22 protein-coding genes are annotated in these 26,041 nt (G+C 64.3%); 9 read left to right on the top strand and 13 right to left on the bottom strand.

Annotated elements, in window-relative coordinates:
* The first annotated feature begins 108 nt into the window (after positions 1 to 108).
* The gene (locus FJ964_RS24365; RefSeq protein ID WP_140552754.1) at positions 109 to 1,449 is read left to right on the top strand and encodes an MATE family efflux transporter; all 1,341 of its coding nucleotides are present in this window, start codon (positions 109 to 111) and stop codon (positions 1,447 to 1,449) included.
* On the opposite strand, the gene FJ964_RS24360 is transcribed toward FJ964_RS24365, so the two are convergent.
* Complete coding sequence (locus FJ964_RS24360) at positions 1,442 to 2,521, bottom strand: quinone-dependent dihydroorotate dehydrogenase (protein WP_140552753.1); 1,080 nt, start codon at positions 2,519 to 2,521, stop codon at positions 1,442 to 1,444. The two genes, FJ964_RS24365 and FJ964_RS24360, sit on opposite strands and share 8 nt — an antisense overlap.
* The gene (locus tag FJ964_RS24355; protein WP_140552752.1) at positions 2,518 to 2,868 is read right to left on the bottom strand and encodes a DUF952 domain-containing protein; all 351 of its coding nucleotides are present in this window, start codon (positions 2,866 to 2,868) and stop codon (positions 2,518 to 2,520) included. The genes FJ964_RS24360 and FJ964_RS24355 overlap by 4 nt, the downstream gene beginning before the upstream one ends.
* A 107-nt stretch (positions 2,869 to 2,975) precedes the next feature.
* Here FJ964_RS24355 and FJ964_RS24350 point away from each other — a divergent pair, with 107 nt between their 5' ends.
* Positions 2,976 to 3,410 (top strand): hypothetical protein, encoded by a 435-nt coding sequence (locus tag FJ964_RS24350; RefSeq protein ID WP_140552751.1) that lies wholly within the window; start codon positions 2,976 to 2,978, stop codon positions 3,408 to 3,410.
* A gap of 126 nt (positions 3,411 to 3,536) precedes the next feature.
* Positions 3,537 to 4,196, top strand: coding sequence for a response regulator transcription factor (locus FJ964_RS24345; protein WP_140552750.1), 660 nt, complete (start codon positions 3,537 to 3,539; stop codon positions 4,194 to 4,196).
* 21 nt (positions 4,197 to 4,217) lie between these two features.
* Here the strand turns inward: FJ964_RS24345 and FJ964_RS24340 are convergent, their stop codons facing one another.
* Together FJ964_RS24340 and FJ964_RS24335 are read right to left on the bottom strand one after the other, a co-directional pair.
* Positions 4,218 to 5,504 carry an MFS transporter gene (locus FJ964_RS24340; RefSeq protein WP_224713357.1) on the bottom strand — a complete coding sequence of 429 codons (1,287 nt, stop codon included), beginning with the start codon at positions 5,502 to 5,504 and terminating at the stop codon, positions 4,218 to 4,220.
* Between the two features lie 124 nt (positions 5,505 to 5,628).
* Positions 5,629 to 6,285: an O-methyltransferase gene (locus tag FJ964_RS24335; protein WP_140552749.1), complete on the bottom strand. Its 657-nt coding sequence runs from the start codon at positions 6,283 to 6,285 to the stop codon at positions 5,629 to 5,631.
* Between the two features lie 94 nt (positions 6,286 to 6,379).
* Here FJ964_RS24335 and FJ964_RS24330 point away from each other — a divergent pair, with 94 nt between their 5' ends.
* On the top strand, positions 6,380 to 7,036 hold the full coding sequence (locus FJ964_RS24330; protein WP_140552748.1) for a TetR family transcriptional regulator: 657 nt from the start codon (positions 6,380 to 6,382) through the stop codon (positions 7,034 to 7,036).
* A gap of 2 nt (positions 7,037 to 7,038) precedes the next feature.
* Here FJ964_RS24330 and FJ964_RS24325 read toward each other — a convergent pair whose 3' ends face one another.
* Entirely contained in the window at positions 7,039 to 10,545 is a 3,507-nt protein-coding gene (locus FJ964_RS24325) for a PAS domain-containing hybrid sensor histidine kinase/response regulator (protein ID WP_181172602.1), read from the bottom strand.
* 237 nt (positions 10,546 to 10,782) lie between these two features.
* Here FJ964_RS24325 and mscL point away from each other — a divergent pair, with 237 nt between their 5' ends.
* A complete protein-coding gene (gene mscL, locus FJ964_RS24320; RefSeq protein WP_140552746.1) occupies positions 10,783 to 11,205 on the top strand; it encodes a large conductance mechanosensitive channel protein MscL in 423 nt (140 codons plus the stop codon).
* Positions 11,206 to 11,315: 110 nt separating this feature from the next.
* Complete coding sequence (locus FJ964_RS24315; protein ID WP_140552745.1) at positions 11,316 to 12,482, top strand: pyridoxal phosphate-dependent aminotransferase; 1,167 nt, start codon at positions 11,316 to 11,318, stop codon at positions 12,480 to 12,482.
* Between the two features lie 72 nt (positions 12,483 to 12,554).
* On the opposite strand, the gene hemA is transcribed toward FJ964_RS24315, so the two are convergent.
* A complete protein-coding gene (gene hemA, locus FJ964_RS24310) occupies positions 12,555 to 13,832 on the bottom strand; it encodes a 5-aminolevulinate synthase (RefSeq protein WP_140552744.1) in 1,278 nt (425 codons plus the stop codon).
* Between the two features lie 276 nt (positions 13,833 to 14,108).
* Here hemA and galE point away from each other — a divergent pair, with 276 nt between their 5' ends.
* Complete coding sequence (gene galE / locus FJ964_RS24305; RefSeq protein WP_140552743.1) at positions 14,109 to 15,104, top strand: UDP-glucose 4-epimerase GalE; 996 nt, start codon at positions 14,109 to 14,111, stop codon at positions 15,102 to 15,104.
* 103 nt (positions 15,105 to 15,207) lie between these two features.
* Positions 15,208 to 16,458, top strand: a complete 1,251-nt coding sequence (locus FJ964_RS24300) for a D-amino acid dehydrogenase (protein WP_140552742.1) — start codon at positions 15,208 to 15,210, stop codon at positions 16,456 to 16,458.
* 16 nt (positions 16,459 to 16,474) lie between these two features.
* Here FJ964_RS24300 and FJ964_RS24295 read toward each other — a convergent pair whose 3' ends face one another.
* The 7 genes from FJ964_RS24295 to FJ964_RS24265 form a co-directional block, all read right to left on the bottom strand.
* Positions 16,475 to 17,851: an FGGY-family carbohydrate kinase gene (locus FJ964_RS24295; protein ID WP_140552741.1), complete on the bottom strand. Its 1,377-nt coding sequence runs from the start codon at positions 17,849 to 17,851 to the stop codon at positions 16,475 to 16,477.
* Entirely contained in the window at positions 17,848 to 18,165 is a 318-nt protein-coding gene (rhaM, locus tag FJ964_RS24290) for an L-rhamnose mutarotase (protein ID WP_140552740.1), read from the bottom strand. The genes FJ964_RS24295 and rhaM overlap by 4 nt, the downstream gene beginning before the upstream one ends.
* Positions 18,158 to 19,171, bottom strand: a complete 1,014-nt coding sequence (locus tag FJ964_RS24285; protein ID WP_140552739.1) for an ABC transporter permease — start codon at positions 19,169 to 19,171, stop codon at positions 18,158 to 18,160. Before FJ964_RS24285 ends, rhaM begins: the two co-directional genes overlap by 8 nt.
* Positions 19,168 to 20,145 (bottom strand): ABC transporter permease, encoded by a 978-nt coding sequence (locus tag FJ964_RS24280; RefSeq protein WP_140552738.1) that lies wholly within the window; start codon positions 20,143 to 20,145, stop codon positions 19,168 to 19,170. The genes FJ964_RS24285 and FJ964_RS24280 overlap by 4 nt, the downstream gene beginning before the upstream one ends.
* On the bottom strand, positions 20,142 to 21,683 hold the full coding sequence (locus FJ964_RS24275) for a sugar ABC transporter ATP-binding protein (RefSeq protein WP_140552737.1): 1,542 nt from the start codon (positions 21,681 to 21,683) through the stop codon (positions 20,142 to 20,144). Before FJ964_RS24275 ends, FJ964_RS24280 begins: the two co-directional genes overlap by 4 nt.
* Before the next feature lie 185 nt (positions 21,684 to 21,868).
* A complete protein-coding gene (rhaS, locus tag FJ964_RS24270; protein ID WP_140552736.1) occupies positions 21,869 to 22,864 on the bottom strand; it encodes a rhamnose ABC transporter substrate-binding protein in 996 nt (331 codons plus the stop codon).
* A 56-nt stretch (positions 22,865 to 22,920) separates the two neighbouring features.
* Positions 22,921 to 23,724, bottom strand: a complete 804-nt coding sequence (locus FJ964_RS24265; protein ID WP_140552735.1) for a DeoR/GlpR family DNA-binding transcription regulator — start codon at positions 23,722 to 23,724, stop codon at positions 22,921 to 22,923.
* Between the two features lie 187 nt (positions 23,725 to 23,911).
* On the opposite strand from FJ964_RS24265, the gene FJ964_RS24260 reads away from it, so the two are divergent.
* The gene (locus FJ964_RS24260; RefSeq protein WP_140552734.1) at positions 23,912 to 26,014 is read left to right on the top strand and encodes a bifunctional rhamnulose-1-phosphate aldolase/short-chain dehydrogenase; all 2,103 of its coding nucleotides are present in this window, start codon (positions 23,912 to 23,914) and stop codon (positions 26,012 to 26,014) included.
* The last annotated feature ends 27 nt before the right edge of the window (positions 26,015 to 26,041 follow it).

The following is a 26,041-nucleotide window of genomic DNA, read 5'->3' as shown; positions in this document are numbered from 1 at the left end:
AGACCGGGATTTCGGTTGGCCGCCATGGCAAGGATGGATTGCGCGGTGGCCGGAAAATGGGGCACACCGGCTGTTCGATCAAGCCGCAATCAGCAAGGCAACAATTCTTTGGACAAGGGTGCAATCCCAGCCGATGCCGGCTCTTTTGTCGTCACCAACCGCACGGTTCTCGTCATCGCCGTGCCGATGACGCTCGCCTACCTGACGACGCCGCTGCTCGGCATGGTCGATACGGCTGTTGTCGGACAGCTCGGCGACGCCGCCTTGCTTGGCGGCCTGGCGGCAGGCGCGCTGGTCTTCGACGTCGTCTTCACCACCTTCAATTTCCTGCGCTCAGGCACCACCGGTCTGGTCGCCCAGGCTTTCGGCCGCAACGACGCGCTGGAGGAACAGGCGGTCTTCTGGCGCGCCGTGCTGATCGCTGTCGTCGCAGGCATCGTGCTGGCGGCGCTTTCGCCGCTGATCGCGGCCGGCGGGCGGTGGTTCATGGAAGCCGGGCCGCGCGTCAGCGAGGCGATGGGAGTCTATATCGGCATCAGATTGCTCGCGGCACCTTTCTCGCTGATCAACTACGCCATTCTCGGCTATGTCCTCGGCCGAGGCGAGGGCGGGCTCGGGCTGGTGCTGCAGCTGGTGCTGAACGGCATCAACATCGCGCTCTGCATCCTGCTTGGCCTGGAGCTTGGCTGGGGTGTCGCCGGCGTCGCCTGGGCAACCGTCACCGGCGAATTCCTGGTCATGCTGCTTGGCCTCGCCATCGTCGTCAGGCGGTTCAGGGCAAGCCCGCCCGTGCCACGCCAACGCCTGCTCGACGTGAGCGCATTCCTGCGCATGCTGTCGCTCAACCGCGATATCATGATCCGCTCCTTCTCGCTGCTTGCCGCCTTTGCGCTGTTCACCCGCCAGGGTGCGCAATTCGGCACGGTTGCGCTGGCCGCCAACGCCGTGCTGATGAATTTTTTCCTCGTCGCAGGCTATTTCCTCGACGGTTTCGCCACCGCCGCGGAACAGCTCGCCGGCCGCGCCGTAGGTGCGCGGGCTGAGCATCCCTTCCGGCGCGCGGTGCGGTTGACCCTGTTCTGGGGGTTCGGATTGGCGGGCGCCGCAACCCTGGTGCTTCTGCTGGCCGGTGCCAATCTGGTTGCCGTCGTCACCACGTCGCAGGAAGTCCGCTCGGTGGCCGACACCTACCTGCCCTGGGCGGCCTTCACCGCGCTGAGCGGCGTGCTGGCTTTCCAGATGGACGGCGTCTTCATCGGCGCGACCTGGTCGCGCGACATGCGCAACATGATGCTGCTGTCGTTCCTGGTCTTCGCCGCAGCGCTGGTTACGCTGGCGCCCGCTTTCGGCAATCATGGCCTGTGGGCGGCATTGCATGTCTTCCTGCTGGTGCGTGGCCTCAGCTTGGCTGCCATCCTGCGGCTGCGGCTGCGGACGGCGTTCAGTTGAGCGGCCTTGAAGCCCATTGGTCGAGATGGCGGTCGCGCAAGTCGCTGATGGACTTGAGCCGTTCCGTGTCGGCGAAACGCGCCATGCCGGCGACGATGCGCCCCGGCAGCGCCGGCCCGGCATAGATCATGCCGGTGTAAAGCTGGACGAGATCGGCGCCTGCGCGGATCTTCTCGAGCGCCGTCTCGGCGGAGTCGACCCCACCCACGCCGATGATGGCCATGTCCGGCCCCAGCAGCCTGCGCATACGGGCCAGCACGATGGTCGAGCGCTCGAACAGCGGCCGGCCGGAAAGCCCGCCGGTCTCGCTTGCCGCGCCGCTGGAGCGTAGCGACGGGCGAGAAATGGTGGTGTTGGAGACGATGATGCCGTCTATGGCCTTGTGGGTGACCTCGGCGGCGATGTCTTCCAACTCGGCTTCGACCAGGTCCGGCGCAATCTTGAGAAACACCGGCGGCTGCCTTGCCGCCGCGACGCGCGCGGCCATGACGCGCGACAAGAGCTCGCCAAGCTGTTCGCGCGCCTGCATGGTGCGCAGGCCGGGCGTATTGGGCGAGGAAACATTGACCGTGAGATAGCTGGCGTAAGGCGCGAAGCGGATGACGCCGCGTTCATAGTCGCCGATGCGGTCGGCGCTGTCCTTGTTGGCGCCGATGTTGACGCCGACGATGCCGGAGCGCCCCTTGCGGCCGGCAAGGCGCTTTTCGGCGGCCGCATGGCCTTCATTGTTGAAGCCGAGCCGGTTGATCACCGCTACATCCGCCGGAAGCCGGAAGATGCGGGGCTTCGGATTGCCAGGCTGCGGCAGCGGCGTGACCGTGCCGACCTCGGCAAAGCCGAAGCCGAGGCCGAGCAGCGCATCGGGCACCTCGGCGTTCTTGTCGTAACCGGCAGCCATGCCGAGCGGATTGGGAAAATCGAGGCCGCAAAGGCTGACCTTCAGCCGCGCATCGCGCGCCGCCCGTGCGCCGACCGGCAGGCCACAGCGCAGCGCCGCGATCGACAGGCCATGCGCGGTTTCCGGGTCGAACGTGAAGAGCAGCTTCTGGCCAATCCGGTCGAGCACGCTCATTCGGCCTCCAGCGCCGGGAACTGGTGGGTGCCGTCGGCGCCGAGCGGCAGCGGCCGGACCCACAGCACGGCTTTCAGGTCGAGCACGCCGTAGAGGTGCGGAAACAGCGCGCCGCCGCGCGAGGCCTCGTATTTTAGCGCGTCGCCCAGGCTGGTCCCGTCGATGGCGACCAGCAGAAGCCCCGCCTGGCCGGCAAAATGCTTCGCCGCCGTCTCCTTGACCTGTGCCGCCGTGGAGAAATGGATGAAGCCGTCGGCGACGTCGATCGGCGCTCCGGTGAAGCGGCCCTTCGCTTCGGCCTCGCGCCAGGGCGCTTCCGGGGTTATCTTGTAGATAATCTGAGACATGGTTGCGCTATAGTCCGAACCAGCCGTGCGGGGAAGGCCATGCAAAGGGTGCTCCCCATTTCCGGCGCAAACATGCGATATTTCAGGCTTTGGCCATGGAGGACGACATGCGTCTGCAGCACATCTTGATCCCCGCCGCGCTCGTTTCGCTGGTCGCGGCGTCAGCCTATTCGGAAGAAACCGACCGCTACCGGCTGGAAAAGTCTGATAACGGCTATGTCCGCATGGACACACAGACCGGCGCGATGTCCATCTGCGAGGAGCGCGCCGGCCAACTCGTCTGCAAGATGGCGGCCGATGAACGCGCTGCTTTCCAGGATGAAATCGACCGCCTGCAAACCTCGATGAAGGCGATGGACGAGCGCGTCACCAAGCTCGAGAATTCGCTCTCGGCCCGCCTCGAATCGACATTGCCGAGCGAGGAGGATTTCAACAAGACGATGAGCTACATGGAACGCTTCCTGCGCGGCTTCATGGGGATCGTCAAGGATATGGACAAGGACAGCGGCGATTCAGCCAAGCCCAACTCGCAGAAGACCTGAAGACAGGGCGTCCGGGGAAAATCCGGGGCGCCGGCTTTGCTGCTTGAAAACAGCGCGAAGCGCCGCATAATCGTCGCGTCAGGTCCCAGAAAACAGAAGACCATCAAGGGACCCGGGGAGGGATATTTGCCGTCAGGCTATTCTTTCGTCATCGCCGACGATCATCCGCTGTTTCGCGGTGCGCTGCGCGAAGCGCTTGCCGGCATTGGCAATGTCGCCGCCATCCACGAAGCCGGCGATTTCGAAAGCGCCAAGGCGCTGCTCGTGGCCAACGAGGATGTCGATCTGGTGCTGCTCGACCTGTCGATGCCGGGCGCGAGCGGCCTTTCCGGCCTGATCTCGTTGCGCGGCATCCATCCGGCGGTGCCGCTGGTGGTGGTCTCAGCCCATGACGACCCGGCGACCATCCGGCGCGCGCTCGACCTCGGCGCGTCCGGGTTCATCTCCAAATCGGCCAGCATGGAAGAAATCCGCGACGCCGTGCGGTCGGTGCTTGCGGGCGACATCGCCGCACCTGCCGGCATCGATCTCGGTGTCGAGCGCGACCCCGAAATATCGGACCTGATCAAGCGCCTGCAGGCGCTGACCCCGCAGCAGACCCGCGTGCTCGGCATGCTGGCGGAAGGCCTTCTCAACAAGCAGATCGCCTATGAGCTCGGCGTCTCCGAGGCGACGATCAAGGCGCATGTCTCGGCGATATTGCAGAAGCTCGGCGTCGACAGCCGCACGCAGGCCGTGATCCTCCTGTCCAAGATCGGCAGCGATCCGCTGCAGCCGGTGAGCTGAGGGCCCGAGCCTGGCGGATGATTATTCGGATGTCGGCTCGGCGACCAGAGTGCGCAGCTCTTCCGGCTTGATCGCGTCCGCACCCGTGCTCCAGTCGGTAGCGGATGTTGAAGGGCTCGATGCACGGCCGATCGCGGCGCCCAGCCCGAGGGAAGCGATCGCCACGAGCGGAATGCCGGCGATCCAGGGCAGGCGCGGCGCCAGCGCGTAAAGAGCCGTGCCGATCGAAGGTCCCAGCGAGTCCTTGAGGTCCACCGCCACCGAGGAAGCCGCCATGTAGGAGGCGCGCCGAGCCGGAGGCGCAAGCGCGTTGACGGCTGTCGGCACCAGCGGCCCGACCAGCATCTGGGCCACAGAGCACAGGCTGACGGCCGCGATCAGCGATAACGGTGCCGGCGAGGCCGCCAGCAGCGCGAAGGCCGCAATCGTCGAGGTACCCGCGCCGGCTGCCAACCAGACGGCGGGGCGCGCTTCGGCGAAACGGCTCACCACCATCTGCAGGCCGACCGTCAGGGCGGCGGCATAGGCGAACAGCGTGCCGATGCCGGACGGGCTCAGCGTGCCGGCGTCACGCGCGTAAAGCGGGATGATGGCCTCGATCCAGTTCCCGGAGATCTCGAACAGCACGACCCAGGCGAGAAGCTTCGCCAGGCGGCCGTCGCGGAACGCCGGCAGCAGCGCGGAAAGTCCCTCCTCCTCGTCCTGATCGCTGTCGACGGCATGTCCGCCGCCGATCGTCTCGGCGAATGCGGCCAGCATCACGATGCCGCCGAAAATGAGCACTCCACCGGCGGCAAGGAAGACCGTGCTGAGCGAGATCAGCGCAAGCAGGGCGCCGCAGGCCGGTCCGAGAATCTGCCCCGCGCTCGAGCTCACCCGCGCCATGCTGAACCAGCGCGGATGCGCGGACGGCGCCGTCACATCGGCGATCGCGGTCATGATCGTCGGGTGAAGCACCGATTCGCACACGCCGGTCAAAAGCAGCACGGTCGCCGTGGCGGCAACGCCGTGGACGAAGAACAGGGCGATGAAGCCGCAGCCGACGCCGAGCGATGAGGAAATCAGCACCGGCCGGCGGCCGATCCGGTCGGCGATGCCGCCGATCAGCGGCGCGGCGACAAGCTCCCCGCCGGCATAGCAGCCGAACAACAGGCCGATGGCGCCGGTGGGAATGCCGGCCTCGCCGGTCGCCCAGAGCGGAAAGAAGGGTACAAGCGCCCCATCGGCGAAACCCGCGCAGAAGAACAGGAAAACGCCGAGCAGCGCCGGGCGCGGCATCGCGCGCCAGGAGGATGAGATTGTGATCATGATGTTGCCTACGCGTCAAAGGCCCGACGGCCGGGATTGCGCGTTGGCTGACGTTAACGCCTACGGCCGCTCCAGGAGCAGCATGAGCTATCGATCCTGATTGTTTGCTCGTACGGAGGCTTGCTCAGCCGAGCCGCACGGACAGCTCCACGTCCTCGCCGAACGGCGTCGACATGTAGCCCGAGGCCGGTGAGCGCACCCGCTCCAGATAGTCGGGACAGAAATCGGCATTATCGGCGATAACCAGCGCGCCGGGCCTCAGCCGGCTCTCGACCAGGTTCAGGATCTCCGGATAGAGCGCCTTGGCACCGTCGAGCAGCAGCAGGTCTATCCGGTCGGGCAGGTCGGCGCTCAGCGTCTCCAGCGCATCGCCCTCGCGGATCTCCACGAGGTCGACGAGGCCGCCTTCCCTAAGGTTGGCCTTGGCCCGCACCACCTTGGACGGCTCGAACTCGGTGGTGATCAGGCGGCCGCCGCCATTGTCCCTGAGCGCCGCGGCAAGGTAGAGGGTCGAGATGCCGAAAGAGGTTCCGAATTCAATGATGACGCGCGCGCCGCTGCCGCGCGCCAGCATGTAAAGCAGCGTGCCGGTCTCAGGCGAAACGGCGAGCCAAAGATCCTTCAGCCTGCCGTAGAAATCGCGATAATCGGTCTTGCTGCGCAGCAGGCGGTCCCGTTCCTCGTGCGAGAATTCCGCCATTGCGGGGCTCGCCGCCGCCTTGGCCTCCTCGAAGAGGCGGGCGAGCAGAGGCGCGAGCGGGGCTTTGGTGAGCGTCGTCATGGGTGTCTCCGGTCGAAAGTCTGTTGCGTCCTTGTGTTGGGCTAGAAATACGAATAATCCTTCAGTTTTCCAATTCGCATTACCGGACTGAGCCATGAGCGGACGCTTAACCCCTTCGATTTCTTCACGAAAACAGCCCAGGCAAGCCCGTGCCACGGAGCTCGTCGAGGCGATCCTGGAAGCTGCTGTTCAGGTTTTGGCACGGGAAGGCGCGCAGCGTTTCACCACCACGCGCGTGGCGGAAAAGGCCGGCGTGAGTGTCGGGTCTCTCTACCAGTATTTCCCCAACAAGGCAGCGCTTCTCTTCCGGCTGCAGAGCGACGAATGGCGCCAGACCACCGATCTGCTGCGTGACATCCTCGAGGACGATCGGCGCGCGCCGCTCGAACGGCTGCGCGCACTGGTCCACGCCTTCATCCGCTCCGAATGCGACGAGGCCGCGGTGCGCGTCGCGCTCAACGACGCCGCACCGCTCTACCGCGACGCGCCCGAGGCACAGCAGGCAAAGGCTTCGGGAGACCGCACCGTCCAGGCCTTCATGCGAGAGGCGCTGCCTGAAGCCGCGGAGCCGACCCGCTCATTGGCGGGCGAACTGATCACCACGACCCTCGCCGCGGTCGGGAAGGATTTTTCAGAAACGCCTCGCACGTCGGCAGAGATAGAAGCCTATGCCGACGCGATGGCCGACATGTTCTGCGCCTATCTAGGAAGCCTGGGCTACGTCGGCGGGGCCGAAATGAAGCAAATCTGATATTACTCCGCCGCCGACGTCAGCGGCCTGACCCTGGCCATCATCGAGCGCAGCACGGCCGGTTTGAGCGGCTTGTTGATCACCGGGATGTCGAGTCCGGCTGCTGCCGTGCGTACCTCGTTGGAGCGGTCGGCGGTGACCAGCACGGCGGGCAGGTCGTCGCCGTGGATCGCTCGCAGCCTGACGATGGCATCGAGGCCGGTTTCGCCATCGAGGTGATAGTCGGCAAGGACAACGTCCGGGCGGCGGATCGCGATATCCAGGCTCTTTGTGCCGGACACGGTCTCGACGGCGCAGCCCCAGCCTTCGAGCAGCAGCCGCATGCCTTCGAGGATGCGGGCGTCGTTGTCGATACAGAGCACGCCCAGCCCGGACAGCGACGCCGCCACGCGGGCCGGCGCCCTGGTTTCGACCTCGCGTCGCGGTTCCTGCACGGCCGCCACCGGCAGGATGACGGAAAAGCGCGTGCCCTTGCCTGGATTGGAGAAAATACGGATCTCAAGCCTCAGCACCCGTGCGATGCGGTCGACGATCGAAAGGCCGAGGCCGAGGCCTTCGGCCTCGCGCGCGCCTTCGTCCAGCCGGGTGAATTCGCGAAACACCGTGTTCAACTTGTCGCCGGCAATGCCGATGCCAGTGTCGATTACCTGGATTTCCGCCAGTTCGCCACGCCGTCGCACGCCAACCAGGATGCGGCCGTGACGCGTGTATTTGATGGCATTCGAAACGAGGTTCTGGATCAGCCGGCGCAACAGGTTGCGATCCGTCACCACCGTCAGCGACGAGGGCATGATCGTCAGCTTGAGTTGCTTTTCGGCGGCAAGCGGCCGGAAATCGTTACCGATCTGGCGCAGCAGGCCGTCGAGGTTGAAGGCCGTGTCGTCCGGTTTCATGGCGCCGGCATCGAGGCGGGAAATGTCGAGCACGGCGCCCAGAATGGTCTCGACCGATTCCAGCGAGGAGTCGATATTGACCGCGGCCTTGCCGGCCGGGCCCTTGCCGGCCTTTTCGATCAGCGACGAGCAGTAGAGCCTGGCGGCGTTGAGCGGTTGCAGGATGTCGTGGCCGGCCGCGGCGAGGAAGCGCGTCTTGCCCAGATTGGCCTCCTCGGCCAGCATCTGCGCCTGCGCCAGTTCCTCGTTGACCCGGGTCAACTCCTCGTTGACCCTGGTCAGTTCGATGGTGCGGGTCTTCACCCGCTGTTCCAGCGACTCGTTCGCCCGCTTCAGCGCCAGGTCTTGCTCGACGCGGCCGGAAATGTCGGCATAGGTGGCGACGATGCCGCCGTCCGGCATCGGGTTGGAGCGCAGCTCCAGGATCCGGCCGCTGGTTTTCAGTTCCATCTGCCAGGGGCTGACGAAGCTGGTCAGCCGGTTGAGCATCGTCACCCGCTGGTCGGTCGGGATATCACCGCGCTCCGCCAGATGGCGCAGGATCCGGTCGAGCGAAACGCCGACCTGGCCCATGTCGTCGGGCAGGTCGAACAGCTCGCGGTACTGGCGGTTCCAGCAGATCAGCCGGAAATCCCGGTCGAAGACGGTGATGCCCTGTTCCATCTGGTCGAGCGCGATCTGCAACAGGTCGCGATTGTGTTGCAACGCTTCCGTGGCGTCGTCGAGCAGCCGGAACGCATCCCTGGAGTCGCGGTCGTGGCGGCGAAACAGCAGCGACAGGATCAGCCGCGCCGACGAAGAGCCGACGGCGCTGGCCAGAAGCTGCTCGGAAAAGCGGATGACGTCCATGCTGGCCTGCTCGTTGCCATGCAGGATGACGTTGGCGTTTTTCTCGAAGGACTGGAACGACCGCTCGGTGCGCTGCACACCGAGATAGCGCGCGATGGTGTCCTTCAGGTCGTTGACGGTGACGGCGGTGCGGAAGCGGCGCAGGCTGGGCATCGGCCCTGCTTCGCGCGGCACGAAGATCGACGCCTGGATGCGCTCCAGCGGCACCGCGGCGCGGGACAGCGACCCCAGCACGAAAAACAGTGCGTTGATCGACAGGCTCCACAGCACGCCGTGGTTCAACGGCTCCGCGACGGTGCCGAACAGCGCCTGCGGCCGCAGCGCTTCGAAGCCGAACAGGCCATGCACCAATATGCCGGTTTCGGGCGCGACGAGCGATGGCAACAGCAGGGTGTAGCCCCAGATCAGGATGCCGGCGACCATGCCGAGGGCCGCGCCCCTGCCATTGGCGCCGCGCCAGATCAGCCCGCCAATCAGTGGCGGCGCGAATTGCGCGATCGCCGCGAACGACATCAGACCGATCGACGACAGCCGCGCGCTGTCAGTGCTCTCGCGGTAGTAGAGGAAGGCGATGAAAAGCATGATGAAGATCGATGCCCTCCGCACGTTGAGGATGAGCGTCGACCAGTCCTCGTTTTCGGAAGACGTCGTCCTCAGCAGCCGCCGCACGAACAGCGGGATGATGAGGTCGTTGGAGATCATGATCGACAGCGCCACGCTCTCGACGATGACCATGGCGGTTGCCGCCGACAGGCCGCCGATGAAGGCAGCCATGGCCAGGAAATCGTGACCGCTGAACAAGGGCAGCGACAGCACATATAGGTCGCTGCTCGTCTTCGTGCCGACCAGCGACAGGCCGGCGAAGGCGATCGGCAGCACGAACAGGTTGATCGCCACCAGATAGAGCGGAAACACCCATGTCGCGGTGCGCAGTTCCGCCTCGCTGCGGTTCTCGACGATGGTGACGTAGAATTGCCGGGGCAGAAGGATGATGGCGAAGCCGCTCAGGCAGGTCAGCACCAGCCAGGTGGCGAGCGACGTCGAATAGCCCATCGCCTGCCGCACCTGGCCATTTTCGGCCAGCTTGCCGAACATGTCGCCGGGTCCGCCGAAGATCAGGAAAGTGACCATCAGGCCGATCGCCAGAAAGGCGGCAAGCTTGACCACGGTTTCGACCGCCACCGCCAGCACCAGCCCGTCCTGGTGCTCGGTGGCGTCGGCGTGGCGTGTGCCGAACAGCACCGCGAACAGCGCCAGGAGCATGGCGACCACCAGCGAGATGTCGCTGACGAAGGGGTCGAATGAGGGCGGCGAGCCGGTGTAGTGCTCGACCATCAGGCTGACGGAGCCGGAGATCGCCTTCAGCTGCAGCGCGATATAGGGCACCGCGCCGATGGTCGCGATCAGCGTGGCGATCGCGGCCACGGTGAAGCTCTTGCCGTAGCGCGCGCCGAGGAAGTCGGCGATCGAGGTGATCTTCTCTGTCTTGGCCAGCCGCACGAGGCGGTTGAGCAAGGGAAAGCCGAACACGAACACCAGCACCGGGCCGGTGTAGATGCCGAGGAATTCAAGGCCACGTTCGGAAGACAGGCCGACAGAACCGAAGAAGGTCCAGGAGGTGCAATAGATGGCCAGGCTGAGCGCGTAGATGAACGGCCGCGCACGACCGGGCCCGGAGCTGGCCGAGCGGCGGTCGCCAAGGCTCGCGATGGCGAACAGAAGCGTCACATAAGCGATCGCGATGACAACGATGAACAAGCCCTGCACGGCTCGCGCTTCCTCCCTGGCCGGCATGACGCCCGCTCACCGCGCACGCAATCACAGCTTGGAAGCTGAGTCCATCGCGGCGTTCGGCGCATGGACGTCTAATGATGCGGTAAAAACAAACCGGTGCCTTGGCCCTTTTTCCGGTTTTGCAACCGGAGGTTTTTGCTATTGTCGACTTGGCCGGCGCTGGAGAACGGTGGTGAGGCGGCAGGCGGGCGGTCATAACGGAGGGTCGAAATGCTGAAAGAATTCCAGGAATTCATTTCCAAGGGCAATGTGATGGACTTGGCCGTCGGCGTCATCATCGGCGCTGCTTTCGGCAGGATCGTCGATTCCCTTGTCAACGACATCATCATGCCGATCGTGGGCGCGATTTTCGGCGGGTTGGACTTCAACAACTACTTCTTCGGATTGTCCTCGAACGTCCACGCGGCCACGTTGGCCGAGGCAAAGAAAGAGGGCGCGGTCTTCGCCTATGGCAGCTTCATCACCGTCGTGCTGAACTTCCTCATCCTCGCATTCATCATCTTCTTGATGGTCAAGGCGGTGAACAACCTGCGCAGGCGTCTGGAGGCCGAAAAGCCCGCGCCTGCCGCCGCGCCGCCGCCTGCCGACGTGCAGCTTCTGACCGAAATCCGCGATCTCCTCGCCAGGAGATAGAGGCATCAGGTTCTTCTGGACCAAAACCCCGGTCGTTCACGGCCGGGGTTTTTTGCTTTCGCCCGTAGTAGAACAGCCGGCATGCTATCCCTATTGGAACGGACCCGCCCATGACCCTGATCCAGAACCTGCGCCCGGAGGCCCTGGCTGCGCCTGAAAGCGGTATCGTCGCCGTCGTCAACTATGGCAGGCTGCGCGACGGCTTGATCCCGCTCTGGGCCGGCGAGGGCGATCTGCCGACGCCGTCCTTCATCACCGATGCCGCGTCCAAGGCGCTGGCCGGGGGCGAGACGTTCTACACCTGGCAGAGAGGCATCCCCGATCTGAGGCAGGCGCTTGCCCGCTATTATCACAGGCATTTCGGCAAACACTTCGCGGAGGACGAATTCATCGTCACCGGCTCGGGCATGCATGCGATCCAGCTTGCGCTCGACGCGCTCGCCGGTGCCGGCGACGAGGTGATCTATCTGTCGCCTGCCTGGCCGAATTTCGACGCCGCCGCCGCCATCGCCGGTGCCGTGCCGGTGCCGGTCACGCTCGATCAATCCGGCAATGGCTGGTCGTGCGATGTCGAGAAGATCGCGGCCGCCATCACGCCCAGGACCAGGGCGCTGTTCATCAACACGCCGTCCAATCCGACCGGCTGGACCGCCGACCATGAGACTTTGCGCGCCATTCTCGATCTCGCCCGGGCAAATGGCCTTTGGATCATCGCCGACGAGATCTATTCGCTGTTCCACTATGGCCAGGGCCGCGCGCCGTCCTTCCTCGACGTCGCGACCGGAGAGGACCGCATCCTGTTCGTCAACAGCTTCTCCAAGAACTGGGCGATGACCGGCTGGCGCGTCGGATGGATCAAGACCCATCCGAGCTTGCAGCAGGTGTTCGAGAATCTCATCCAATATTCGAATTCAGGTGTCGCCCAGTTCATGCAGCGCGGCGCGGTCGCGGCGCTCGATCAAGGCGATGTCTTCGTCGCCGAACAGGTGGAGAGGGCCAGGAAGGCGCGCGATCTGGTCTGCGGCATTCTCGGCGCCACCGACCGCGCTCGGTTCACTGTGCCGCAAGGCGCTTTCTACCTGTTCTTCAGGGTCGACGGCATCACCGATTCGCGCAGCGCCGCCTTCGAGATCGTCGACAAGGCCAATGTCGGCCTGGCGCCGGGCACGGCCTTCGGCCCGGGCGGCGAAGCCTTCCTCAGGCTGTGCTTCCACCGCCGTCTCGACCAGCTCGAGGAGGCGGCGCACCGGCTTGCGAAGTGGATGACGGCTGTTTGAGAGTTGACGAAGCCCGCATCGAAAGTCGCTCCGGCGCGCCAGATGGCTGCCGGAGTAGAGTTTCAAACGGCTTCAGCCGCCTGACTTGGGCACCAGCAGGGGAATGATCCGGTCGGTCTTGGCCACGGAAGGTCGTCCTGCTGAACCATAGGAAATGCCGAGCGCGTCCCAGGTCTCGACCAGGGCGTCCTGCAGCTCGGCGATCAGCGCATCCGAATGGAACGGCGTCGGCGTGATGCGCAGCCGCTCCGTGCCGCGCGGCACGGTCGGATAGTTGATCGGCTGGATGTAGATGCCGTGCACGCCGAGCAGCCGGTCGCTCGCCATCTTGCAAAGCTCGGGGTCGCCAACCAGCACTGGCACGATGTGGGTCGCCGATTCCATCACCGGCAGGCCGGCGGCGGAGAGGATCTGCTTGGTCCGCGTCGCCTGCTGCTGCTGGGCGTCACGCTCGGCCTGCGAGCGCTTGAGATGACGGATCGACGTGGTGGCAGCGGCGGCGATGGCCGGCGGCAGCGCGGTGGTGAAGATGAAGCCCGGCGCATAGGAGCGCACGGCGTCGATGACCGCACTCGTGCCGGTGATGTAGCCGCCAAGCGTGCCGAAAGCCTTGGCGAGCGTGCCCTCGATGATGTCGATGCGGTCGGCAAGCTCTTCCCGCTCGGTGATGCCGCCGCCGCGCGGGCCGTACATGCCCACGGCGTGGACCTCGTCGATATAGGTCATGGCGTTATAGCGCTCGGCGAGGTCGACGATCTCTCTGATCGGCGCGATATCGCCATCCATCGAATAGACGCTCTCGAACACGATCAGCTTGGCGCGTTCGCGGCCAGCCGCCTGCAGCAGGCTTTCCAGATGTGCGACATCGTTGTGGCGAAAAATCTTCTTTTCCGCGCCCGAGCGCCGCACGCCTTCGATCATCGAGGCATGGTTGAGCTCATCCGAAATGATCAGGCAGTTGGGCAAAAGCCGCGCGATGGTCGAGATCGAGGCCTCGTTGGAGACAAAACCGGAGGTGAAGACCAGTGCGGCTTCCTTGTCGTGCAGGTCTGCGAGCTCATGCTCGAGTTCGACCAACGGATTGCTGGTGCCGGAGATGTTGCGGGTGCCGCCGGCGCCCGAACCCATCCGGCCCGCCGCGTTCTGGAACGCTGCGATGACATCCGGGTGCTGGCCCATGCCGAGATAGTCGTTGGAGCACCAGACGGTGATTTCCTCTGCGCGGCCGTTGGCACGCCAGATGGCGCGCGGAAATTTGCCCGCTATGCGCTCGAGGTCGGCAAAGACGCGGTAGCGTCGTTCCGCATGGAGCTGGTCGATCGCGTCCTCGAAGAACCGCTGATAATTCATGTCGGCTTCCCAGTTTTGCGCTGGATCATAATCATTGCCCGATTGGCCGTCCACCGGCCCGTTTTGGTCAAAATGCCACGCCCCGCACCTGTTCCTAACGAGGGTGGATCATGGCCTATTTCCTGGCAACACCGGCCTGTAGGGCGCTTTTGTTTCGACATGATGCCATATGCCGGCCAAGTCGGTTACGCAGGGTTTTATTGGTCATAGGGCGGGCTTTCCAGTAGAGCGGTTGTTGAGACAGTTTCCGACAGATCTTGAATGCGAGGACGCGGAATGACGGTTTTGGTGACGGGCGGCGCCGGCTATATCGGCAGCCATATGGTCTGGGAATTGCTGGATGCGGGCGAAAGCGTGGTCGTTCTCGACCGGCTTTCGACCGGTTTCGAATGGGCGGTGGCACCGGAGGCAAAGCTGGTCGTCGGCGACGTCGCCGACAAGGAATTGGTCGGCTCCATCATCCGCGACAGCAATGTCGATGCGATCATCCATTTCGCCGGCTCGATCGTTGTTCCCGAATCCGTCGCCGATCCGCTCGGCTACTACGAGAACAACACCTGCAAGACGCGCACGCTGATCGAAACGGCGGTACGCGAGGGCGTGCCGAACTTCATCTTCTCCTCGACCGCCGCCGTCTATGGCGGCGCCGGGCTGGAACCGGTGCGCGAGGATGCCCGCCTGGCGCCGGAATCGCCCTACGGCCTCTCCAAGCTGATGAGCGAATGGATGCTGCGCGATGCGGCCATCGCGCATGGCCTGCGCTATACGGCGCTGCGCTATTTCAACGTCGCGGGCGCCGATCCCAGGGGGCGCACCGGCCAGTCGACGCCGGGCGCCACGCATCTGATCAAGGTCGCCTGCGAGACGGCGCTCGGCAAGCGGCCATTCATGCAGGTGTACGGCACCGATTACCCGACGCCGGACGGCACCTGCATGCGCGATTATATCCATGTCAGCGACCTGGCCGCGGCGCATCGCCTGGCCCTTGAGCGGCTGCGCGCCGGGGCCGCGAGCCTCGTCGCCAATTGCGGCTACAGCCACGGCTACTCGGTGCTGGAGGTGATCGAGAGCGTGCGCCGCGCCTTCGGCCATGATTTCGAGGTGAGGACGGGCGAGCGCCGCGCCGGTGACGCGGCCGCGGTGGTTGCCAATTCCGATCTCGCCCGGACGGAACTCGGCTGGACACCGCAGCGCGACGACCTCGATCAGATCGTTGCAGACGCGCTTGCCTGGGAGCGCATCCTGACGGGGAAGAACTCCGCCCGAGGCTGAGCTGGTTTTCCCAAGGGCTCGCAAGCCATTCCGCGAAGCGCTATGGAAGGCGCTGGCGGAGGGCGCGGAAGCGCCGTGCCGTGTGGAGCTTTGGGGGGATGGCATGAAGATAACGGTGCTCGGGGCCGGCGTCGTCGGCACGGCGGCCGCCTACTATCTGGCCGGCGACGGCCATGAGGTCACCGTCATCGAGCGTCATCCGGCGCCGGCGCGGGGCACCAGCCAGTCGAATGCGGGGCTGGTGTCGCCCGGCGATGCCACCGCCTGGGCTTCCCCGGCGGCGCTGAAGACCTTCCTGCGCGGGCTCTACAACCACGATCTCGGCATCAAGGTGCGGCTGCGCTTTGATCCCTATTTTCTCGCCTGGAGCCTCCGCTTCCTGCGCCAGTGCACGGTGGCGCGCCTGCGCGCCAACACCGACATCAAGCTGCGGCTCGCGCTCTATTCGCGCGACTGCATCAATGCGCTGTCGGAGGCGACCGGCATCCACTATGACGAGCGCAAGAAGGGCATCCTCTACTTCTTCCGCTCGCAGAAGAGTCTCGACACCGGAACCGACAATTATCGCTATCTTGCCGAGCATGGCTTGCCGATCGAGATTGTCGGTCGCGACCGGCTGGTCGAACTGGAGCCGGGACTTGCCGGGGTGAAGGACAAGATAGCCGGCGGGGTTTATTCGCCCACTGACCAGACCGGCGATTCCAAACTGTTTGTCGACAGGCTCGCCGCCTATGCGGCCGAGAAGCTTGGTGTCGAGTTCCGGTTCGGCACCACGGTCGAAGGCTTCGATATCGAAGGCGACAGGGTACGGGCCGTCATCACCTCGCCAGGTCCGGTGGCCGGCGATGCGGTTGTTATCGCAATGGGCCCGGAAAGCGGCCTGCTCGGCCGCCGCTACGGCATCGATCTGCCAGTCTATCCGGTGAAAGGCTATACCGCGACGATTCCCCTGGAGGATGAAAGCAAGGGGCCGACCATGGGCGGCGCCGACGAGGACCGGCTGATCGGCTATTCCAGGCTGGGCAACCGCTTGCGGATGTCCTCGACGGCCGAGTTCACCGGCTTTGACCGAAGCTTCAAGCCCGCTGACTTCAGTACCATCATCAGCACCGGCAAGGATCTTTTCCCAGGCGCGTTCGACGAGAAAAAGGCTGTGTTCTGGGCGGGCTTGCGGCCGATGATGCCCAATTCCGTGCCGGTCATCGGCCAGGCCCGCTACAAAAATCTCTATCTCGACACCGGCCACGGCCATGTCGGCTGGACCATGGCCTGCGGCTCGGGCAAATTCCTCGCCGACCTCGTCGCGGGCCGCAGGCCCGAAATCGATCCGCAAGGGCTGGTCTTTCAAGGCTAGGCAAGCGGATCCGTAGTCAGCTCGGCCTTTCGACTGCCGCCCGCCAGGTGCTTGCATAATCCGTCCAGGCGAGGTCGGCCGGCAGTTCTTGTCTCGAGCCATTGCCATGCGCCTTTGCCTGGTCCGATGCCAGCAACGCGGCGCCGATGCTGGTGCCGGTCGCGGCTTCGGAGGCGACGACGCTTCTGGCGGTCGCCGCCGCCAGCATGCCGACAAACAGCCGGTTGCGGGCGAAAGGGCCTTCGACAATGGTGGGGCCGTCGGCGCCGATCAGATCGAGGCAGGTCGCTGTCATCAGCGCCAGATAAAAAGAGATGGCGGCAAAGCGCTGGCCGCTGTTCATGCCGTCGGCGTTGAGCCACGCCGCCGCATGATGCGGGAACGGTCCCGACCCCTGCTGCATCGACGGCAGCAGCAGCATCCTTTTTGCCAGCACGGCACCGACATCCCCTTCGGTCCAGTTCTCCGGCTGGTCCTCCGTCAGGATCGAAAACTCACGCCCCCCCATGAAGCGCGCCGACGGCACGGGATCGCCCAGCGCGTTGACGTTGACCAGCGTATCGCGCGCCGGATCGAGCGCGACCGATCTGCCGCTGACCGCCATCGACACCACCCAGGTGCCGGTCGAGACGACGCTGAAAGGCGGCGCGTCCGCGAGAAGATGTGGCAACAGCGAGGCGTTGGAATCGTGCAGGCCGCAGAACACAGGCGTCTGCGGATCGAGCCCGGTCCGCGCGGCAAGCGCCGGCAGGAGCGGGCCGAGCCGGTCGCTTGCCGGCCGCACCGGCGCCATCAACGCGCGCCAACCGAGGCGGTCGGTCATTGCCGAAAAATCGGCTTTCCATGGGTTCCACAGATCGGTGTGGCAGCCAAGCGAGGTCACCTCGTTGGCGGCGATGCCGGTCAGCCGCAGCGCCCAATATTGCGGATACATCAACGTCGCCGTTGCCCTGGCGAATTCCGCCGGAAAGCGCTTCTGCTGCCAGAAGAATTGCGCGCCGAGATTGAGGCCGAGCGGCAGCCGCGGCGTGCCGGTTTCGGCGAACGGCGGACGGATCGCGTCATACTCGGCCGCGAGTTCCTCGGGGCCATCGAATTCGTAGTCGAGCACTGGCAACACCAACTCGCCCGAAGCATCGACCAGCGCGCCGGTGGCGCCATGAGTGGTGATCGAAACGGCGTCGATGCGCCGTTCGCGGTTGAGATCGGCAAGGCTGCCGAGGATGAAGGCCCACAGCGCCTCGACATCGTGATGCGGGTAGGGGGCTTGCCGCACCGGCGCGTTCGCCATTCGGCGCAGCGCGACCTCGCTCAGCGTGGCGAGGTCGACCAGCGCCACCTTGGCGTTGGTCTTGCCGATGTCGATGACGGCGATGTGGCGCGGGGCACTCATGCCATATGGAACACGGTTTCCAGGGGCACGGCCACCGGTTCATTGTCGGGCTTGGTCTCCATGAGGTCGGCCATGTCCGCCCACCAGCGCTGCATCACCGGATGCTTCGGCAGGTCTGCCATGCCATGGTCGTCCCGCCGCCACAGCACGCCGAACAGGATGTTGGTCTCCTCGTCGAGATGGATGGAATAATCGGAAATGCCGGCCTGCTTCAGCAGCGCGACCAGCGACGGCCAGATCTCGTCATGGCGCTTCTTGTATTCCGCCTTCATGCCGGGCTTGAGCTTCATCTTGAACGCGTATTTTTCAGCCATCAGCGCCCCCCCCGCGCAGCCGCCGCCAGACGATCGGCAGCGCGATGACGATGATCAGCAGCAGGCCGATGAAAATCGACATGACGATGCCGGGCACGTTGAGCAGGCCGAGCCCGAAGGTCACCAGCCCCATGATGAAGGCGGCGAGCACGACGCCGACAATGCTGCCGGCGCCGCCAAGGATGCTGACGCCGCCAAGCACCACCATGGTGATGACTTCCAGCTCATAGCCCTGTGCGATCGACGGCCGGGTCGAACCGAGCCGAGAGGTGATCAGCACCGAGGCGATGCCGGACATCAGGCCTGTCAGGCAGAACAGGATGAATTTGATGCGGCTGACACGCACGCCGGAGAACTGCGCCGCCACCGGATTGTTGCCGATGGCAAAGACGCGGCGGCCGAAACTGGTGCGATGCAGGAGGAACCAGTAGACGACAGCGGCGATGAGGAAGAGCACCAGCTCGAACGACACCACCCACCAGACATAGCCCTGGCCGAAGAAGGCGAAGCTCCCAGGGTAACCCTTGTAGGCCTGGTCGCCGAGGATGATGAAGGCGATGCCGCGAAACAGGCTCATCGTGCCGATGGTCACGACGATCGAGGGCAGGCCAAGCCTCGTGACCAGCAGCCCGTTGAAGGCGCCGCAGCCGAGCCCGACGACGATGCCGATCGCCACCAGCACCGGCGTGCCGGCGCCGGCCTGCACCGCCATGCCCATCATGGTCGAGGCCAGCGCGATGATGGCGGCGACCGAGAGGTCGATCTCCCCCGAAATGATCAGCAGCGCCATGGCGAAGGCGATCAGGCCCTTCTCGGTGAAGTTGAAGGTCAGGTCCGACAGCGAATAAGGGTCGAGGAAATAGGGCGAGGCGAAGCTGTTGATGGCGAAGATGGCGAGCGCCACCACGACCAGCAGCGCTTCCCAGGAAAAGATCGCCGAGCTGAGCGGTTTGTCCAACCGGTCGGGAATGTGGCGCGGGGCAGGGGTGTTGGCGAGGTCGGTCATGCCGCTTCCGCCTTTCTCAGGATCACGCGGCCCTGCTGGCGTTCGCCGCGCGCGTTGAGCACCACCGCCAGGATGATCGCGCTGCCCGAAATCGCCATCTGCCAGAAGGGCGAGATGTTGATGACCGGCAGCGCGTTGGAGATGATGCCGAGGAACAGCGCGCCCAGCACCGCGCCGCCGACCGAGCCGATGCCGCCGGCGATCGAGATGCCGCCGATGACGCAGGCGGCGATGATGTTGAGCTCGTAGCCATTGGCGACCTCGACCGAGGCGATCACGTAACGCGAGATCCAGAGATAGCCGGCGAGCCCGCCGATCATGCCGGATATGCAGAAGACGATGAATTTCGTCCGCCCGACATCGATGCCGGCATAGACCGACGCCGTCGGGTTGACGCCGATGGCATAGATCGAGCGGCCGAGCGCGGTGCGCGTCATCAGGATGAAGAACAGCGCGATGACCAGGATGGCGATCCAGGACAGCACCGGAATGCCGAGCAAGGCGGCGCGCTGGAAGCCGATGAACTCCGGGCTCATCTTGTCGGCATTGACCCAGGCGCCGCCGGACAGGACGAAGGTGGCGCCGCGATAGATGGTCAGCGTGCCCAATGTCACCACGATCGAGGGGATGTTCAGCCGCCACACCAGAAGGCCGTTGATCGCGCCGAGCACCAGGCCGACGGCCAGCGCGATGACGATCAGCAGCGGGATCGGGATCGCCGGGTGAGCGGCGTTGAGCATCGCCACCACCATGCCGGTGAAGCAGAGGTTCGACGCCATCGACAGGTCTATCGACCTGGTCAGGATGACCACCATCTGGCCGAGCGCCAGGATCATCAGGATCGAGGTGTCGTTGAACACCTGGCGCAAATTGCCGGGGTCGGCGAAGGCGGGAAAACGCGTCGAGATCAGCCCGATCAGCACGACGATTGCCGCCAGCAGCCAGATTTCGCGGTATTTCAGCAAAGTTTTCATGCCGCAATCCCCGCCGCCGTCCGGACCAGCGTCTCGGCGTCCAGTCCCTTGTTGTCGTAGACGGCCGCGACAAGGCCCTCGCGCATGACGACGACGCGGTCGGACATGCAGAGGATTTCGGGCAGCTCCGACGATACCATGATCACCGACAGGCCTTGCGCCACCAGCTCGGCCATGAAACCGTGCACGGCGGCCTTGGAGCCGATGTCGATGCCCTTGGTCGGCTCGTCCAGGATGATGACCTTGGGCGTGGTCGCCAGCCATTTGGCGATGACCACCTTCTGCTGGTTGCCGCCCGACAGCGTGCCGACATCCTGGCTGAGCGAGGAGGCGCGCAGATCAAGCCGCTCGGTGTAGGAGCGGGCGAGCGAAAACTCCTCCGCCAGCCGCAGCACGCCGGATTTGGACGTGCGTGCCAGCGACGGGAGAGAAACATTCTGGAAGATGGGCAGGCCGATCACCACGCCCTGCTTGCCGCGTTCCTCGGGCACGTAGACGATGCCCGCCTCGATCGAATCCGCCGCCGATTTCGGTGCGATCGTCTTGCCGTCCAGCGTGATCGTGCCGCTGGAGGTGCGGGTGATCCCTGAAATCGCCTGCATCACCTCGCTGCGGCCGGCGCCGACAAGACCGTAGAAGCCGAGAATCTCGCCCTTGTGCAGCTCGAAGCCGATGTCGTTGAACTCGGTGGGGTGCGACAGGCCGGAGACCGACAGCACCAGCGCGCCGATCTCGGCCTTGCGCTGCGGAAAGATGTGGTCGACCGCACGGCCGACCATCATGCGCACGATCTGGCTCTGGGCGGCATCCTTGATCAGCCCTTCGCCGACCATCTCGCCATCGCGGAACACGGTGTAGCGGTCGGCGATGCGGTAGATCTCGTCGAACTTGTGGCTGATGAACAGGATCGCCTTGCCTTCGCTCTTGAGGAACTCGATCAGCAAAAAGAGCTCTTCGATCTCCTTCATCGAAAGGGCGGCCGTCGGCTCGTCCATGATGACGATCCGCGCGTCAATCGACATGGCCCGCGCCACGGCGACGAGATGCTTGTTGGCGATGCCGAGGTCCTTCAGCCTTGCATCGGCGTCGATATGGCCGGCATGCATCGTGTCGAGCACTTCGCGCGCATTTCTGCGCATGGTGCGCCAGTCGATGGTGCCGAAGCGGGTGCGCGGCGCATGCCCGAGAAAGATGTTTTCGGCGACGCTCAGATCGTCGAACAGCACGGTTTCCTGATGGATGGCGGTAACGCCATGGCCGAAGGCGGCATGCGCGCTGGGCAGGGTGACGTCCTGCCCGTCTATGCTGATCATGCCCGCATCGGGCTGGTAGATGCCGGTCATGATCTTGACCAGCGTCGACTTGCCGGCGCCGTTTTCCCCGATCAGCGCCGTCACCTGGCCCGGATAGAGCGACAGGCTGACATTGTGCAGCGCGCGCACGCCGGGAAAGCTCTTCGAGATGCCGGACAGCGTCAGGCGTGGGCTCGGGCTCTCAGCCTGCTCCTCTTTTGTGCCGTGATGGGCTGTCGTGTCCATGGTTGTATCAAGCCCGGTCAAATCTATTCCGTGTTGACTCCCCCTCACCCGACCTCCGCTTCGCTCGGTCGACCTCTCCCCGAGGGGAGAGGAGACTGCCGAGCTTGGCGCCAGGCTCTTCTCCCCAGTGGGGAGAAGGTGGCCGCGAAGCGGCCGGATGAGGGGGCAGCGCCGTCAGTCCGATATCAATAGATCTTGGAGAACTTCTCGATGTTGGTCTTGTCGAACTGGAAGGGCGGAGCCATCGCAGCCGAATTGGTGTCGTCGAGCGTGACCTTGCCGACGCGGCCGATCGACAGCGTCGCACCGGGCTTGGCCTCTTCCTTCTTCACCGCCAGATCGTGGGCGAGGTAGACGGCGGAGTAACCGAGGTCGATCGGGTTCCACAGCGCAACCGCCTGGCTGGCGCCGTTGTCGATGAACTTCTTGAACTCCGACGGCAGAGCGAGGCCGGTGACGTTGACCTTGCCGATCAGCTTCTCATCGGTGACGACCTGGGCGGCGGCAACGACGCCGACGGTGGTCGGCGCGATGATCGCCTTGAGGTTCGGATAGGACTTCAAGAGGCCCTTGGCTTCGTCGGTGCTCTTGGCCGAATCGTCATCGCCATACACGGTGGCGACGAGCTTGATCTTGGGGAATTTCTCCGGCAGCACCTTCTTGGCCGCGTCGATCCAGGCGTTCTGATTGGTCGCGGTCGAGGAGGCCGACAGGATGGCGACGTCTCCGCCCTCCGGCAAATAGTCGGCGGCGAGCTTGATGATGGTCTCGCCGATCAGGCCGGTGTCGGACGGGTTGAGGTGAAGCTGGCGGCCTTCCTTGGCGACGCCCGAATCCCAGGAGATGACGGTGATGCCGCGGTCCATGGCCTTCTTCAGCACCGGCACCAGCGCGTCGGCGTCATTGGCGGAGATGGCGATGGCGTTGACCTTTTGCGCAATCAGCGAATTGACCACTTCGATCTGCGCTTCGGCAGTCGCCTTGGTCGGGCCGGTGTAGATGATGTCGACGTCGCCGAGTTCCTTGGCCGCCTCTTCGGCGCCCTTGTTGGCGGCGTCGAAGAAGCCGTTGCCGAGCGACTTCACCACCAGCGCGATCTTGACGTTCTCGGCATAGGCGGCATTCACGAACATGGCGGCGGAAAAGGCCGCCGTTACCATCAGTTTCTTCAGAAAGCTCATCGAATATTCCTCCCTTGAGCGTTGCATTCCATCGCCGCTGCGGGCGTGAGGGTGTCTCAGGCTTGCAGCGAAGATTCTTCCTTTGCCGACTTGCGGGCGACGATCAGCGTTACCCCTGCTGTCTCCAGCATCTTTGCCTCGCGGTCCTCTATGCCGTCATCGGTGATGACGGTGGCGATGCGTGTGAGGCCGCACAGGATCAGGCTGGAGCGTTTGCGGAATTTCGAGGAATCGACCAGCACCACCAGCTCGTCGGCCTGGTCGATCAGCTTCTGTTCCGCCTGGATCAACAGCGGATCGCCTTCCATCAGGCCGAGCGGCCCGAGCCCCTGCGCGCCCATGAACATGCGGCGCGCGTAGAAATTGCGCGTCACGTCATTGTCGAAGGGCGACAGGATGATGTTCTGCTCGCGGTAGATCGTGCCGCCGGACAGCATCACCGTGTTCTTGGAGTGCTTGAGCAGGCTTTCGGCGATCGGGAAGGAATTGGTGAAGATCGGCATGCGGCGGCCGGTCAGGAAATGCACCATCTGGAAGGTGGTGGTGCCGCCATTGATGATGATCGGCTCGCCGTCCTTGCAGAGCTCCACCGCTTCCCGCGCTATCGCGCGCTTCTGCGCCGCATTGAGCGTCTCGTTGACGGAAAAAGGCCGGCCGGCAAGGCCGATGAACTGTGGCGGCGTGATTGCCTCGGCGCCGCCGCGCACCCGGCGCAGCCGCTTTTGCACATGCAGGGCCGCTATATCGCGCCGGATCGTCGCCTCGGACGACTCCGTCAGGTCGACCATTTCCTGCACCGTCACCACAGGCTTTTCCTGGACGGCGGACAGAATGATCCTGTGGCGCTCTTTTTCGTGCATGGTTCCTCCCTGCACGGCCATCTGGCATTAGAAATCGCGCAGTGTCAATCATTTCCGATCATATAATTTCATTGTGCAGTGCAATATGATTGATGTTGATCGTTTGTGATTGACAAGGCGGCGTCTTGCGTAGACATTCCCGACGAAAAGAGGAGCGCACCGTCCGCGCTTCAAGGGAGGATTACCCATGCTCGACAAGCGCTCCGGCTCGCGCCTCGCCAATCTTTGGGATGATGCGAAGGCAAGGGGGATGAGCGATCCCGAGCTTCTGGTCTATCGTTCCAACACGCTCGGCTCCGACAAGCGTGTCACCAATTACGGCGGCGGCAACACATCGTCGAAAATCCGGCAAAAGGATCCACTCACCGGCCAGGACGTGGAAGTGCTGTGGGTGAAGGGTTCGGGCGGCGACAGCGCTTCGATCAAGCTTGATGGTTTTGCCACGCTCTACATGGACAAATTGCAGGCCCTCAAAGGCCTTTATCGCGGCGTCGAGCATGAAGACGAGATGGTGGGTTACCTGCCCCACTGCACCTTCAATCTCAATCCGCGCGCCGCCTCGATCGACACGCCGCTGCATGCCTACGTGCCGAAGCCCTATGTCGATCACATGCATCCCGACGCCATCATTGCCATCGCGGCCGCTAAAGATTCCAAGGCCCTGACGAAAGAGATCTTTGGCGATGCCATCGGCTGGCTGCCGTGGAAGCGCCCTGGTTTCGAACTCGGCCTGTGGCTGGAGAAATTCTGCCTCGACCATCCGGCCGCCAAGGGCGTTATTCTGGAAAGCCACGGCCTGTTCACCTGGGGCGACAGCCCGAAGGAATGCTACGAAACGACGATCTCGGTGATCAACCAGGCGATCGAGTGGTTCGAGCGGCGCTCCGAGGGCGTCGCCATTTTCGGTGGCGAAGCGGTCAAGTCGCTCGACGCCGCCGAGCGCCGCGCCATCGCCGCGAAGCTGATGCCGAAAATCCGCGGCCTGATCTCGGAAAAGAGCCACAAGCTCGGCCATTTCGACGACTCCGCCGCCGTGCTCGAATTCGTCAATTCCAGGGATTTGCGTCCGCTGGCGGCACTCGGCACCTCATGCCCCGATCATTTCCTGCGCACCAAGATCCGCCCGCTGGTCATCGAGTTCGATCCGGCGAAGCCCGATGTCGATGCGGTGATTGCGCGCCTGGCCGACGATATCGCCGAATACCGGGTCGGCTATCAGGCCTATTACGACAGCTGCAAGCATCCGGACTCTCCCGCCATCCGCGACCCCAATGCCGTGGTCTATCTGATGCCCGGCGTCGGCATGTTCACCTTCGCCGGTGACAAGGCGACCGCGCGCATTTCAGGGGAGTTCTACGTCAACGCCATCAACGTCATGCGCGGCGCCTCCACCGTCTCCTCCTATGTCGGCCTGCCCGCCCAGGAAGCCTTCGACATCGAATACTGGCTGCTCGAGGATCTGAAGTTGCAGCGCATGCCGAAGCCGAAGTCGTTGGCGGGCCAGATCGCGCTCGTCACCGGCGGCGCGGGTGGCATCGGCCGCGCGACGGCGAGCCGCCTGCTGCGCGAAGGCGCCTGCGTGGTGCTTGCCGACATCGACGAGGCCGCCCTCGCCAGCGCCAACGAGGAGTTGGCGAAAGCCTATGGCAAGGATTTCGTCCGTCCGGTGGTGATCAACGTCACCTCGGAAGACCAGGTCGTTTCGGGCTTTGCCGAGACAGCGGTTGAGTTCGGCGGCATCGACATTCTGGTCTCCAATGCCGGTCTCGCCTCCTCGGCGCCGATCGAGGACACGACGCTGGCGCTGTGGAACAAGAACATGGACATCCTGTCGACGGGCTATTTCCTGGTCTCGCGGGAAGCGTTCCGGCTGTTTAGGGTGCAGAAGATCGGCGGCAACGTCGTTTTCGTCGCCTCCAAGAACGGCCTTGCCGCCTCGCCAAACGCCGCCGCCTATTGCACCGCCAAGGCAGCCGAGATCCATCTCGCCCGCTGCCTGGCGCTGGAGGGCGCGGAGGCGCAGATCAGGGTCAACGTCGTCAATCCGGACGCCGTGCTGCGGGGCTCGAAAATCTGGACCGGCGAGTGGAAGGAACAGCGCGCCGCCGCCTACAAGATGTCGACCGACGATCTCGAGGAACATTACCGCTCGCGCTCGATGCTGAAGCGCTCGGTGTTTCCCGAAGACATCGCCGAAGCGATCTACTTCTTCGCTTCCGACATGTCGGCCAAATCGACCGGCAACATCATCAACGTCGACGCCGGCAACGCGCAGAGCTTTACGCGATAAGCGACGGTCTTTGAGGGTTGCGCCGCC

The sequence above is a fragment of the Mesorhizobium sp. B2-3-2 genome (genome assembly GCF_006442295.1).
Taxonomy (GTDB): domain Bacteria; phylum Pseudomonadota; class Alphaproteobacteria; order Rhizobiales; family Rhizobiaceae; genus Mesorhizobium.
This window is presented reverse-complemented; position numbering and strand designations above follow the sequence as displayed.

Excerpts from the sequence above, each read along its gene's own strand:
- FJ964_RS24360 (WP_140552753.1), bottom strand. The coding sequence starts at position 2,521 with ATGAGCGTGCTCGACCGGATTGGCCAGAAGCTGCTCTTCACGTTCGAC.
- FJ964_RS24355 (WP_140552752.1), bottom strand. The coding sequence starts at position 2,868 with ATGTCTCAGATTATCTACAAGATAACCCCGGAAGCGCCCTGGCGCGAG.
- FJ964_RS24350 (WP_140552751.1), top strand. The coding sequence starts at position 2,976 with ATGCGTCTGCAGCACATCTTGATCCCCGCCGCGCTCGTTTCGCTGGTC.
- FJ964_RS24340 (WP_224713357.1), bottom strand. The coding sequence starts at position 5,504 with ATGATCACAATCTCATCCTCCTGGCGCGCGATGCCGCGCCCGGCGCTG.
- FJ964_RS24335 (WP_140552749.1), bottom strand. The coding sequence starts at position 6,285 with ATGACGACGCTCACCAAAGCCCCGCTCGCGCCTCTGCTCGCCCGCCTC.
- FJ964_RS24330 (WP_140552748.1), top strand. The coding sequence starts at position 6,380 with ATGAGCGGACGCTTAACCCCTTCGATTTCTTCACGAAAACAGCCCAGG.
- mscL (WP_140552746.1), top strand. The coding sequence starts at position 10,783 with ATGCTGAAAGAATTCCAGGAATTCATTTCCAAGGGCAATGTGATGGAC.
- FJ964_RS24315 (WP_140552745.1), top strand. The coding sequence starts at position 11,316 with ATGACCCTGATCCAGAACCTGCGCCCGGAGGCCCTGGCTGCGCCTGAA.
- hemA (WP_140552744.1), bottom strand. The coding sequence starts at position 13,832 with ATGAATTATCAGCGGTTCTTCGAGGACGCGATCGACCAGCTCCATGCG.
- galE (WP_140552743.1), top strand. The coding sequence starts at position 14,109 with ATGACGGTTTTGGTGACGGGCGGCGCCGGCTATATCGGCAGCCATATG.
- FJ964_RS24300 (WP_140552742.1), top strand. The coding sequence starts at position 15,208 with ATGAAGATAACGGTGCTCGGGGCCGGCGTCGTCGGCACGGCGGCCGCC.
- FJ964_RS24295 (WP_140552741.1), bottom strand. The coding sequence starts at position 17,851 with ATGAGTGCCCCGCGCCACATCGCCGTCATCGACATCGGCAAGACCAAC.
- rhaM (WP_140552740.1), bottom strand. The coding sequence starts at position 18,165 with ATGGCTGAAAAATACGCGTTCAAGATGAAGCTCAAGCCCGGCATGAAG.
- FJ964_RS24285 (WP_140552739.1), bottom strand. The coding sequence starts at position 19,171 with ATGACCGACCTCGCCAACACCCCTGCCCCGCGCCACATTCCCGACCGG.
- FJ964_RS24280 (WP_140552738.1), bottom strand. The coding sequence starts at position 20,145 with ATGAAAACTTTGCTGAAATACCGCGAAATCTGGCTGCTGGCGGCAATC.
- FJ964_RS24275 (WP_140552737.1), bottom strand. The coding sequence starts at position 21,683 with ATGGACACGACAGCCCATCACGGCACAAAAGAGGAGCAGGCTGAGAGC.
- rhaS (WP_140552736.1), bottom strand. The coding sequence starts at position 22,864 with ATGAGCTTTCTGAAGAAACTGATGGTAACGGCGGCCTTTTCCGCCGCC.
- FJ964_RS24265 (WP_140552735.1), bottom strand. The coding sequence starts at position 23,724 with ATGCACGAAAAAGAGCGCCACAGGATCATTCTGTCCGCCGTCCAGGAA.
- FJ964_RS24260 (WP_140552734.1), top strand. The coding sequence starts at position 23,912 with ATGCTCGACAAGCGCTCCGGCTCGCGCCTCGCCAATCTTTGGGATGAT.